The 12,550-nt window shown below is 33.0% G+C and carries 12 protein-coding genes; 3 read left to right on the forward strand and 9 right to left on the reverse strand.

Translation table 11 applies throughout. The annotated features are described in order from the left end of the window. Window position 1: 1 nt before the first annotated feature. Entirely contained in the window at window positions 2-2,920 is a 2,919-nt protein-coding gene (locus AAON49_RS02565; protein WP_349552418.1) for a G8 domain-containing protein, read from the forward strand. Here the strand turns inward: AAON49_RS02565 and AAON49_RS02570 are convergent. The 6 genes from AAON49_RS02570 to AAON49_RS02595 are packed head-to-tail and all read right to left on the reverse strand — an operon-like array spanning window position 2,917 to window position 8,224. Beyond that, window positions 2,917-3,834, reverse strand: coding sequence for a geranylgeranylglycerol-phosphate geranylgeranyltransferase (locus AAON49_RS02570; RefSeq protein WP_349552419.1), 918 nt, complete (start codon window positions 3,832-3,834; stop codon window positions 2,917-2,919). The two genes, AAON49_RS02565 and AAON49_RS02570, sit on opposite strands and share 4 nt — an antisense overlap. An 11-nt stretch (window positions 3,835-3,845) precedes the next feature. Continuing rightward, the gene (locus AAON49_RS02575) at window positions 3,846-4,772 is read right to left on the reverse strand and encodes a mevalonate kinase family protein (RefSeq protein WP_349552421.1); all 927 of its coding nucleotides are present in this window, start codon (window positions 4,770-4,772) and stop codon (window positions 3,846-3,848) included. 31 nt (window positions 4,773-4,803) lie between these two features. After that, entirely contained in the window at window positions 4,804-5,328 is a 525-nt protein-coding gene (locus AAON49_RS02580; RefSeq protein ID WP_349552422.1) for a toxin-antitoxin system YwqK family antitoxin, read from the reverse strand. A 4-nt stretch (window positions 5,329-5,332) separates the two neighbouring features. Beyond that, window positions 5,333-6,415, reverse strand: coding sequence for a diphosphomevalonate decarboxylase (locus AAON49_RS02585; RefSeq protein WP_349552423.1), 1,083 nt, complete (start codon window positions 6,413-6,415; stop codon window positions 5,333-5,335). A gap of 35 nt (window positions 6,416-6,450) precedes the next feature. Continuing rightward, window positions 6,451-7,164, reverse strand: coding sequence for a LytR/AlgR family response regulator transcription factor (locus tag AAON49_RS02590; RefSeq protein WP_349552424.1), 714 nt, complete (start codon window positions 7,162-7,164; stop codon window positions 6,451-6,453). After that, a complete protein-coding gene (locus tag AAON49_RS02595) occupies window positions 7,151-8,224 on the reverse strand; it encodes a sensor histidine kinase (protein WP_349552426.1) in 1,074 nt (357 codons plus the stop codon). Before AAON49_RS02595 ends, AAON49_RS02590 begins: the two co-directional genes overlap by 14 nt. Window positions 8,225-8,435: 211 nt before the next feature. Here AAON49_RS02595 and AAON49_RS02600 point away from each other — a divergent pair, with 211 nt between their 5' ends. After that, window positions 8,436-8,792: a hypothetical protein gene (locus AAON49_RS02600; protein WP_349552427.1), complete on the forward strand. Its 357-nt coding sequence runs from the start codon at window positions 8,436-8,438 to the stop codon at window positions 8,790-8,792. A gap of 88 nt (window positions 8,793-8,880) precedes the next feature. Further along, entirely contained in the window at window positions 8,881-9,114 is a 234-nt protein-coding gene (locus AAON49_RS02605) for a hypothetical protein (protein WP_349552429.1), read from the forward strand. Here the strand turns inward: AAON49_RS02605 and AAON49_RS02610 are convergent. From AAON49_RS02610 to AAON49_RS02620, 3 genes are read right to left on the reverse strand one after another with little or no spacing between them, the layout of a single operon-like run. Next, window positions 9,111-10,322, reverse strand: coding sequence for a BaiN/RdsA family NAD(P)/FAD-dependent oxidoreductase (locus tag AAON49_RS02610; RefSeq protein ID WP_349552430.1), 1,212 nt, complete (start codon window positions 10,320-10,322; stop codon window positions 9,111-9,113). The genes AAON49_RS02605 and AAON49_RS02610 overlap by 4 nt on opposite strands. Then, on the reverse strand, window positions 10,319-11,248 hold the full coding sequence (locus AAON49_RS02615) for a GYDIA family GHMP kinase (RefSeq protein ID WP_349552431.1): 930 nt from the start codon (window positions 11,246-11,248) through the stop codon (window positions 10,319-10,321). The genes AAON49_RS02610 and AAON49_RS02615 overlap by 4 nt, the downstream gene beginning before the upstream one ends. Before the next feature lie 6 nt (window positions 11,249-11,254). Continuing rightward, on the reverse strand, window positions 11,255-12,526 hold the full coding sequence (locus AAON49_RS02620) for a hydroxymethylglutaryl-CoA reductase, degradative (RefSeq protein WP_349552433.1): 1,272 nt from the start codon (window positions 12,524-12,526) through the stop codon (window positions 11,255-11,257). Window positions 12,527-12,550: the final 24 nt, after the last annotated feature.

Consider the following 12,550-nt stretch of genomic DNA (forward strand, 5'->3'; position numbering starts at 1 on the left):
AATGCAGCATATCAAATACTTTCTAATTATCCTATTAAGTTTTGTTAGTATAACTTTTTCGATGCATGCTCAACAACTTATTAAAGTTTCTATCAACGATGAAATAAACTTAGGAGCTGATGCATATGAAGGAGAAATTCAATGGCAAATATCTTTAGATAATATTAACTGGAGTAATATAGATAATGCTAATGAAGGTTCTTTTACGGTAGTTGTTAATCATCAGATAGCATACTACAGAGCAGTTATTACACAACCAAATTGTGCTCCACATCATTCTGAAATAATAACGTTAGAAGTATTTGATACTTTTTTATGGTCAGATCCACAAACTTGGGGAGATGTCGGTAAACCCCAAGAAGGAGATGAAGTTATCATACCGCCCAACAAACATATAATTTTAGACGAAAGCCCTCCGTCGTTGGGCGGGTTGACCATTCAAGGAACACTAGAGTTTGACAATCAAGATTTAGCATTAACATCAGAATGGATTGTAGTAAATGGCACTTTGCAAATTGGAAGCGAAGCATCTCCATTTGAACATAAAGCAATAATTACTCTTAATGACAACGAGTTAGAAGCTAGTATTATGGAAATGGGAACTAGAGGAATTATGGTTATGGGCGGTAATTTAGAATTACATGGGGCAATTCCAACCACTTTATGGACCAAAATTAATCAACACGCTGATCAAGGAAGTACTTCACTTACCTTAATTGAAAATGTTGATTGGCAAAATGATGATGAAATTATAATTGCCCCTACAGACTATTATGAAGCAGGTGTTGCAAATAATTCGATTACGCAAAGAGTTTCTATTACAGATATCAACAACAACATTATACAAATATCTGAAGGCTTAAATGCTTTCAGATGGGGCTTATTACAATATCCTACTACGGGTGGTATCAGTTTGTCCTCTGATAATTTGGTTGATCCTCCCCTACCAGATACAATGACCAATACCACCCCTCTAGTTTTAGATGAAAGAGCAGAAGTTGCTAACCTAACTAGAAATATTGTTATTCAAGCGCCTAATGACGATTCTTGGAATACTCATGGCTTTGGCGCACATATTATGGTTATGCCCAATGCACAAGCTCATGTTGAGGGTGTTGAAATTAAACGAGGTGGTCAAAGAGGTAGGCTTCGAAGGTATCCTTTTCATTGGCATATGTTAAGTTATTTAGGAACCGAAACATTAGATGATGCAACTGGTCAGTATTTCAGAAACAATTCTATTAATGAATCGATGAATCGTGGAGTTGTTATTCATGGAACAAATGGAGTTCTAGTACAAAACAATATCATCTACAGTGTTAGAGGCCATGGAATTTTCACCGAAAATGCAGTAGAAAGAAGAAATACAATTGATGGAAATCTTGTTATGCATGTTAGAAACCCTGATCAGGATTTTGATTTGAAAGACCATGAGCAAGGAGACTTAGGATCTTCAGCTTTTTGGATTAGCAATCCAGATAATATAGTTACCAATAATATAGCTGCAGATTCGCAAACTTTTGGGTTTTGGTTAGCTTACCCTGAACGACCTTTCGGAGAAAGTGGAGAAGTTTTGGGAGATGATGGAAACCTATTACGTCCTAATCGTCTAGAGTTTGGAGTATTTGATAACAATACCGCTCATTCAAACAGAAATGATGGTATTCATTTAGACGATCCAGAGGTTAATGAAGATGGTGGAACAGCTCAATCAGGAATTCAATATTGGTCAACTGTCAACGGAGAAATTCAACGATTTGCTCTTTCTCGATTTAAGACCTGGAAAAATATGGATAATGGTTCTTGGGACAGAGGAGCTTGGACAGATTTTTACGAGATTGTTTCAGCTGATAATTGTGGTCGGTTTTTTGCAGGTTCTGGAGCTGAAGGAGTTATAGAAAGAAGTTTAGTTGTAGGAACTAGTCTTAATTTTATGATGAATGGAACTGGAAGACCAGCAGTTTCCGACTTCCAATTCTACCCTTCTTCAGCCCCAACTGCATTTGCTACTTATCATGGTGCATTTAGTATGAGACACAATATTGTGACTAATTTTCCAGTAACAGAACTAGATAGAGCCGGAGTTTTCGCATCAGATGATTACTACCTAAGGCCTGTAGAAAAAAGTCATATTAGAGATTATGGCAATTTAATTATTGAATCGCACCTAGGCACAAAGTTATCACCTCCTCATGGTTATTTTTCTTTTGCAGGAGCTTTATGGGATCCTTATGGTTTTTGGGGGCCAGAAAACAACTATTTGGTATACGACAATCCATTTTTCACTTTTGGCAAAACAGTTACTACTGTAGAACCGGGAACTGATGTTGTTGGAGGTGTTAGTGTTCCAGGACCCTTTTATGGTTTTTTAGACTTTGTATTACATGGTGTTGGAGCAAACCCTCCACAAAACTTACCTTATTTTGATCTCATGGGAATTTTAGTCAATCGATATACTTTTGACAATCAAACAACTCCAGTTGGAACATGGGAAGTAGATACTGCTACAGATCCTACTTGGGCTTTTCAACATATGCGAGATTTTGCAACTTCTCCAGATGGAGTTTATGAACTTACATTTCCAGATGAAACAGTTCCTCCTACCGATTTTCAAATGTCTGTAGAAAATATGTTAGAAATTACAGACACTCAAGTTCTTGGTATAGAATATGACGGAACTTTAGATCCAACTGTTTTTATTCAACAGACAAGTAATCTAAATAATTGGTTTGTTTATAGCGAAGTTTCTTCTTTGCAAGATGTAATCGATTCTGATGGTGAAACTTGGTGGCAAGATAAACCAAATAACAGAATTTGGATAAAGTTGCGAGGCGGTAGATGGGTAGCTACTTCAAATGATTTAAATGATTTTGAATCGATGACTTATGAAAGAATGCTGTTGAAAATTAGAGTATTCTAATTCAAACGATCAATCACCTTTTCAATAATAAGACTGGGATCAATAAAAACTAGACTTAACACCCCTAATAACAACAAAATTTTTAAAGCGGTATGTAAGATTGTATAGTGTCTTTTTCTTGTTGATTTAAACAATCCAAATCCTACTAAAATAAGTGATACCATAGTTATATAGAAGTAGTACTTCATGTAAGAAATTGCAGGGTAATTAAAAAGAAATATAACCGGACCTAATGTTAATAAAAGGAGAAAAACAGAAAATAGTTTGGTGTTTTTTTCGCCATAAGCTACAGGGAATGTCTTATAATTACTAGCTACAGCTCCTTTCATATTTTCTAAATCTTTAATTAGCTCTCGAACCATAATCACTAGAAACAAAAACACAGCGTGGACAAAAATAATTTTTGAAAAATTTTTAAAATAGACGAATATCACAAAAAAAGGAAGTATGGTGAGAACTGTTGCTGCTATTAATCCTGTTAAAGGGTACTTTTTTAATTTGTGAGAATAAAACCAGATTCCAAAAATATATACTGAAAAAAAAGCAGCCGATTTCCAAGAAACCAAATAAGCAAAAATTACCCCAACAAAATTTAACGTAAAGTACAAAGTTAACTTTGTCTGTTGACTCACATAACTATCTAATCCTGCTTTATAAGGCCTATTAATTTTATCGGCTCTACTATCGTAAAAATTATTAATTATATAGCCGCTAGCAACAACACATATTGAAGCAATAATAACAAATAGCAAATGCAAATCAAATACTACATGACGCACAGATTTTTCGGGTGAAAAAATATAAATAGATGCTAAATATTGGGCTAATACTAATACAAGAATATTGTATCCTCTTACAACGGAGAGCAGGCTAAAAACCTTATAAAACAAAGAAACTCTTTTTGTTTTCTCCATTTAAAAAGTTTCTAAAATCTATATACTAACTCGAGCTTATAATCTTTAAGAGATTTCTTGGCTTTGTCGTAGTCTTCAGTAAAACCAAGAATATATCCACCTCCACCAGAACCACATAATTTAAGGTAGTAATCGTTTGTTTGAATACCTTTTTCCCAAACCTTGTGGAAAGCTGTAGGAATCATAGGCTTGAAATGAGCAAAAACTACTTTAGATAAATTTTTTACATTTCCAAAAAGAGATTTGATATTGCCATGCAAGAAATCATCAATACATGCATCGGTATAAGAAACAAACTCTTCATTTAGCATTTTTCTAAACCCTTCATTCTTCATTTTATTCATGAAGATATTTACCATAGGTTCTGTTTCTCCTACTTGTTCAGAATCTAATAAAAACACAGCTCCCTTTCCTTGCTTCTGAGAAGGAATTCCAGCTGGTTCAATATTCGTTTTTGAATTGATAAGTATCGGTAAACTTAGATAGCTATTTAAAGGATCTAAACCAGAACTTTTACCATGAAAAAATGATTCCATTGAAGAAAAAATCTCTTTTAACTTTAGTAGTTTATCTCTAGTTAAGTTCTCTAAAATTGTAATTTTATCATTTGCATATTGATCGTATACTGAAGCCACCAATGCTCCTGAGCTTCCAACACCATAACCTTGTGGTATTGACGAATCAAAATACATTCCTCCATCTATGTCTTCCTTAAACTTCTCTAAGTCAAAAGAAACTATCTCTGTATCTAAGTTTTTTAAATACTCATAAAACTTAGCTAAGTTGATATTAGATTTTTGAGCTTCACCAGTTAAATTAGAAACAGACTTTAATGCTCCTTTGTAAGAATTATAAGGGATAGCAAGTCCTTTGGAATCTTTGATAATTCCATATTCTCCGAAGAGTAATATTTTGGCGTAAAATAGAGGTCCTTTCATAGGTATTTATAGGTGCAAAGATACAACAAAATTATTCATCATCAGGGTAATACACATTTTTATAGTAGGTTTTCCAGATTCCTACTTTCTCGCCATTTTTATACTTCCCTCTTGTTTTAATTTTTCCAGTTTTATGATAAAACTTCCAAACTCCTTCTTCATAACCTTTATCATAAGCACCATCTATCTTTAACTCTCCAGAAGGATAGTACTCTTTATACAAGCCATCTAAGAGACCTTTTTTATATTTTTCCTTTTTTGAAATTGTACCATTATTAAAATAATAAGTAACCAGTCCTGTAAATTTTTCTCTGTTTGGCGTTGCAGTTTCTGCTTTACCTTCTCTATACTTATTACCGTTTTTATAATAATCTATGATATAGTATAAGTTTCTCTTTTTTTGAGGTGCTGGCCTGTAATACACCGCATCTTTCTCTGTAGTTTGACGATGGTTTTTATCTAACCAAGTCTTGCTCTGAGCTTCAAGTGACAGAGGTGAAAATCCAACAAATAAGAAGAAAACTAAAAAGGGAATTGCTTGTTGTTTACTTTTCAAAAGATTAAAGTTTTTTTGCTCCAAAACCAACATTATCACAAATATACTGATTTTTTTGGCAGTATTGTGACAGCTGTTCTTCAATGAATTGCAATACATTTTCTTTTTCGTTTTCAGGATAAAGTACATGTACATTTGCACCTGCATCTAAGGTGAAACATACGTTACTTCCCGTTACATTTCTATAACGCCAAATTGCATTGATTATTTCTAATGTATTTGGCTTCATTAAAATGAAATAAGGATTGCTGGTTAACATCATCGCATGCAAACTTAATGCCTCACTCTCTACCAAACTTATAAAAGAATTGATATCGCCATTTTGAAGGTATTTAGAGATTCTTTCAAGGTTTTCATTAGCTTGATCAAAACGTTGTTTTGCAAAAGGATGATTGTGCATTAGATTATGTCCAACTGTACTACTCACTTGTTTTTCTCCTTTGTCTACCAATAAGATAGTGTCTTGGTAATTTTCAAAAATAGAATGCACTTTATACGGAAACTGAACACCGTACAAATCAGAACTTTCTTCTATAGCCTCGTGTTTTCCCCAAACTACCAAGGGCCCTTCTATACTTCTACTTGCGCTTCCCGAACCTAATCTTGCCAAGAAAGAAGCTTTTTTAGTTATAAATTCATCACTTATTTCAACGTCACATAACGAACGTTCTAAACTCATCAAACACATTGCTATGGCACTCATTCCACTTGCTGAAGAAGCTATTCCACTACTGTGAGGGAAAGAGTTTTCTGAATGAATAGTCAATCGATATTCTAACAGATAGGGACAATACTCAAGAATTCTTTCAAAGAATTTAGCAATCTTAGGTTTAAAATCGTCTTTCTTTTTCCCTTCAAAAAACAAATCAAACTCTGGAATTTCTACTTTTTCAGTTCGTGTAAAATCGATTGTAGTTTTTGTATGACTTTTACTTAACGTAAAACTAACAGAAGCATTTTTAGGAATTTGCGGCTCCGATTTTCCCCAATATTTCACTAAGGCTATATTACTAGGTGTTAACCAAGTATGAGAGGCATTTTCTATCGAGTTTTTTAATGATTTCGGAATGAAATTTTGTGTATCCAATCGACTTGTTTTCCGGCAAAGATAGTGGTTTTACCCTATTTCTCATGCAACCTTTTAAGTACATTTTCTTTGTACGATCTGCTAATTGGAATTGCTTTTTTATCCAGTTCTATATATTCATTAGTGTACGAAGTAATCTGTTGAACCGAAACAATAAACGACCTATGTACTCTTAAAAAATCATCTTTAGGCAGTTTGCTTTCTATGTTATTAATTGTTTCTCGTGTTACTATTATTTGGTCATTGAGGTGAATCTTGATATAATCACTTAAACTTTCAATATATCGGATCTCATTAAAATTAACCTTCACCATTTTTCTTTCGGAACGCACAAAAATAAATTCTTCCATTTGGGTATTCTCAACCACTTTAGAAAAAGCTATTTTGCTTCCATAAAGGTTGTCAAATTGTCTAACTGCTTGAAAGAAACGATCAAAAGAAATGGGTTTCAATAAATAATCAACAGCTTGCAAGTCGAATCCTTCAATTGCATATTCACGATAGGCAGTAGTAAAAATAATTTTGGTTTTAGAGCTGAGGGTTTTAGCAAGTGTTAACCCTGAAATTTCTGGCATGTTTATATCGAGAAATAATAAATCTATTGTTTCTTTTTGCAGTACTTCTAAAGCCTCAGATACATTTTTGCACTCACCAAACAAATCAAGGTTAGAAATTTTTTCTACGTAAGATCGTATAATTTCTCGCGCCATTGGTTCATCGTCTATAATCAAACATTTAACTTTCTGCATCAATTCTATTTTTAAGTCCTTTCAGTTCTATTAATAATTGAACCTCAAAATTATGTTTCTCTTTATTTATTTCAAGTGTATAGGCTTCTGGATATAGCATTTCCAATCTTTTTCGAATGTTATCTAATCCTATTCCGGACAGTCCGTTTTCATCGTTCAAACAAGAATTACTGATGTAAAAACAGAAATTCTCTTTATCTTTTTTAGCTTTTATTTTAATAGAGAGATAGCCATCAATAATTGATCCGTGTTTGAATGCATTTTCTACAAAAGGAATTAAAATCATCGGAGCTATTTGCACTCCTTTTTCTACAACATTAACATCAAAATCTACTTTTAATGTATCATGAAATCGCATCTTTTCTAACTCTACATAATCTCTTATATGATCTAATTCATTCTCCAACAAGACAGAAGGTTTATGAACTTGATATAGAATATAGTCTAACAAATTAGACAATTTTAGAATCATCTCTGGAGCTTCTTCTTTTTTTGCTAAAGCAAATCCATAGATGGTATTCAAAGAATTGAATAGAAAATGTGGGTGAATTTGCATTTTTAACAACCTTAACTCTTGCTGCTTTAATTGTAATTGTGTTTTAAGTATTTTATTCTTTAAATCTTCGTTCTTGATGTTTGACAAATAGTTGTAGACTACAAGACTAATCATAGTTGCTATTACTACAACAAAGTAGACTCCAAGAACAATGAGTGATAAAGATTTGGTAATTACGTACGAATCAGCGTCTTTTAAATAAGAAGAAAAAATCAAGCCGTAAAAAACAGAAAGAATAATAGCTACAAACGAAATAATAAAAGTATAAGCTCCGTAAAGGATAAACAGTTTATATTTTTTCTTTAGTAGATAATTAGGAATTAAATATAAGATCACAAAATAACTTAGTACAATAGTTACCGGCATCAAAAACCTAGAGAAACTATTTACATATTCTATATTAGAACTACCATAACCTAAAAAATAGGTGTAGAAGAAATAAACACCAATCCAAAAGAATAGGTTTACCAGTGAGAAAGAGAAATATTTCAATGGTTTCTTCATAAGGTTGCAATATCTTATATTTTGAAGAAATTTGATGTTTTTTGCGATAAAATTCCAATACTTGTAGACGAGTAACCAATTTTACAGTATTTTGTCGAAACTGGTTTTAGAGTTGTTATTCAAGGTAGATTTATTGTACATCATCGCTATTCTAAATTTTCAATTGGCTTCAGTACATACATTTGATTTATAATATTAAAAACAAAAAATTATGAACTTTTTATTTTTCAATTTATTAAATGATGGTGGTCCTACTTTTATGTATCCAACTTTATTGATGTTAATCTTATGTATTGTTTTGCTTGTTAAAGCCTTCTTGAAAGGTGATGAAAATGGAAAAATCATGAGTCTTTTAAAGCACATCAGTTTGTTTGCTTTGGTTTGGGGCTGTCTTGGTTTGTTTATTGGCTTAATTGAAGCATTCGATCTGATATCTATGGCTAGCAATGTGTCAAGCGGCGTGTTAGCTGATGGTTTAAAAATCGGACTTCTATCTCCTTCTTTTGGAATGTTTACTTTTTTAGTGGTGAGATTGGGTATTATTATACTAATCGCAAAAAAGAAATAACTAAAGCTTAATCTTATTTCATCTTAATTATTAATAATTACACACTCAAGAGTACTCATTTCATCATGGAATGGGTATTTTTGTATCTATGAACAGAAAGATAAAATTGATTTGGGATTTCAGAGGTCCAGAAGCATTAGAAACTGCAAAGCATCATACCATTCATTTAAAAGAATTTGCTGTAATTGAAAAGTTGAACTATCACGAAGCTGATGTAAAAGAATTGAATGAAATGTTGGCTTCTGCTTTTATTGTAGTGGATGAAAAAGACATGATTACCTATAGAGATGCTTTAAAACCTCATCGTGGAGAAATTGCTTAATCTGAAGAAAGGCTTTTAGCTACAATATAACCTCCTGTCCAAGCATTTTGAAAGTTAAAGCCTCCAGTAACAGCATCAATATTTAATACTTCTCCAACAAAAAACAAGTTTTTATGAAGTTTACTTTCAAATCTTTTGAAATTGATTTCTTTTAAATCTACTCCGCCAGCAGTGACAAACTCTTCTTTAAAAGTACTTTTCCCTTGCGCTTGAAAAACAGCTTGCGTAAGTTGATTTGCTAAATTTTGCAATTGAACTTTACTTATATCAGCCCAATTCTGATTTGATTTTATTTCGGAAGCTATCACCAATCGTTCCCATAATCTTCTAGGTAGTTCTTGAAACGGAGATTTGAGTATAACTTGCTTCTTGGGTTGCTCTACTTTTAAGTTTTGTAATTCATCTAACATTTCTAAAGTAGATCTAGACATCCAGTTGAGTTCTACTTGATACTGATAGTTTTTTTCTGCTAAAATTCGCGCTCCAAAAGCAGATAATTTTAAAACTGCTGGGCCACTCATTCCCCAATGCGTAATTAATAAAGGTCCAAAAGCTTCTAATTTGGTGTTCTTTATTTTAACCGATGCATTTGGCACCGAAAGTCCTAGCAAGTCGGTAATTCTTTCATCCTTAATATTGAATGTAAATAATGATGGAACAGGGTTTACAATGGTGTGATCTAATGTTTTAGACAAATCCCATACTTTTTTACTACTCCCAGCTGCAATCACTAAAGCATCACAGCTAAACTTTTTATTTTTTGTCTGAATCAACCATTTTTCTCCTTCTTTCAAAACAGAAATAACTCCATGATTTTTTAATACTGGAATTGCTAATTCTTTGGTCTTACTTAGGAAACAATCAATAATAGTTTGAGACGAATTTGATTCGGGAAAAACACGATTGTCTTCTTCAATCTTTAATGGGATTCCATTATTTTCAAACCATTCAAAGGTATCTCCTGTCATAAACTGATGAAAAGGACCAAGCAATTCTTTCTCTCCTCTTGGGTAAAATTTTACCAACTCCTTTGGATCAAAACATGCATGGGTTACGTTACATCTTCCACCGCCAGAAATTTTTACTTTTTGCAAGACTTCTTTTCCTTTCTCAAGAATTGTAATATCCAATTCTGGATTCGCCTCTTTCGCATTGATTGCCGTAAAGAATCCTGCAGCACCACCGCCAACTATGATTACTTTTTTCATAAAACCATTTCAGAATAAGAAAGAATGGTTGTATATCCTTTTTGTTTGAAATATTCTGGAGTTGATTTCCCTCCTGTTGCTAAAATAAAATCACCACCCCAAGCTCCTAAGCTCTTGATTTCTCCTTTATAGTCTTCAAAAAACTCTTCTTTAACTCTTGGGAGTTGAATAATAGATGAAATAATATTTTCGTGCACTTGGATACAATTCTCAAAAACCGATAAATCGTTCGTTGTTGCCATTTCGTGAGTAATTTTAGAAATCAGACTCAACTCATTGGTTATTTTTTCTCTTTTCTCTTTATATCTTTTAATACCTTCTCTACTATTCTGTTTCTGGTTGAGATGCACAAAGAACAATTGATCTTTAAATTGCGGGTCAAAATCTACAGGTTGAACTTTAGGTTTCTGACTTTCTAGCTGATAAAATATAGGAGTATTATTTTGAGCACAAGCAATATCATACCCGCTTCCAGAAAACGCATTCCACAATAACTGAAATGCATCTGTTTTAGACCATTGGGCAATATTATTGATAAGTGTGGAAGAACTTCCTAAACCCCAATCTCTCGGAAAAGTTAAATTAGTTTTCACAATACAACCTCCTTTGGATTGCAAAAAATCTAGGTTCAAATTTCTTGCTGCTTGCAAAATGTTTTGTAAAGTTTCTGCAATAAATTCTGCACTTCCTTCTTCAGGAGAATTAAATGTTGCATTAACCAATCTAATCTTAGGCAAATCAAAAATAGCTTCAAACCAGCAATTTCCTTCATTATCAAAACTACCCCAAATCAATTTTGGCTCTTGTATTTCTTCTACAGTAAGATCTTGACCAAACTTGGTTGGAAAGGCTAAAGAGTTTGCCCCATCCAACACTAAATACTCTCCTGTGAGTAATAATTTTCCGTTGGAGTAATATCTATTCAAGGCAGTTTATTTCTTTAGTTGATTAAACTTTTCAACCACGGCGCTGTGAGAAACCGTCTTTCCTTCAAAGTATCTAGCAATTTCTTGCTTTTCCGTTTCATTTGCCCCTAGTTGATTTAAAATATTCATTAGGTGCATTTTCATATGACCGTGTTGAATTCCTTTTGTAGTGAGTGCTCTTAATGCAGCAAAATTTTGAGCTAATCCTGCAGTTGCCATAATCATCATTAACTCTTTTGCTGATGGTTTCTGCAACATATCTAACGATAATTTTGCCATGGGATGCAATGAAGTAAGACCTCCAACAGTTCCCAACGCTAAAGGAATTTCTATCCAAAAACGAAATATATTGTCTTTTACTTCACAGTGTGTTAAACTCGTATAATGTCCTGACTTGGCTGCATAGGCATGAACACCTGCTTCTATAGCTCTAAAATCATTTCCTGTTGCTAAAACCACAGCATCAATTCCATTCATAATTCCTTTGTTATGAGTAACAGCTCTGTAAGGTTCTATTTCAGCTATTTGAATGGCTTGACAGAATTTTTTTGCAAACTTTTGTGGATCTTCACCTCCTAATTCTTCAACTTTACAACTCACTTCTGCTTTCACCAAACATTCAGGAACGTAGTTTGACAAAATACTCATCACAATTTCAATTTCATCGTTTCTAAACTCCTTCGCGATAGCTTCCAAACAAGAATTGATAAAATTGGCCCCCATAGAGTCTACCGTTTCAAAAGTTACATGAAGTTGGTAGTAATTATCAAGTTTCTCAGTTTTGTTTACAAGCTCAATATTCAAGATACCTCCACCTCTTTTTTCCATATTTTTTGTAATGGAAGATGTAGCAAGTTTAAGGTCTTCTTTTTTAGATTCAAAATATTGAGTAAGTGTCTTTATATCACCTTCATAAATGAAATGCACTTGTCCTATTTTTGTTGTAGAAAGCACTTCAGTTTTAAAACCACCTCTTGAGCTCCAAAATTTCGCTACAAGCGAAGCAGCAGCTACAACAGAACTTTCTTCTACAACCATAGGAATTACATATTCTCTTCCATTGATTATAAAGTTAGGTGCCACGCCATAAGGCATATAAAAATTGGAAATTGTATTCTCTATAAAATCATCATGCAATTGTTGTAGGGTTGAATCTACATTCCAATACTGTTTTATAGTATCTATGATTTCTGGCTGATTATTAAAATAATTTGCTGCCAGCCACTTAATTTTTTCTTCCTTGGTTAGTTTGGAAAATCCTGAAATAATCTTAGACATTGATGTCATTTTTCATTCGTTTAC

Source organism: Pseudotenacibaculum sp. MALMAid0570 (genome assembly GCF_040151415.1).
Lineage (GTDB): Bacteria > Bacteroidota > Bacteroidia > Flavobacteriales > Flavobacteriaceae > Polaribacter.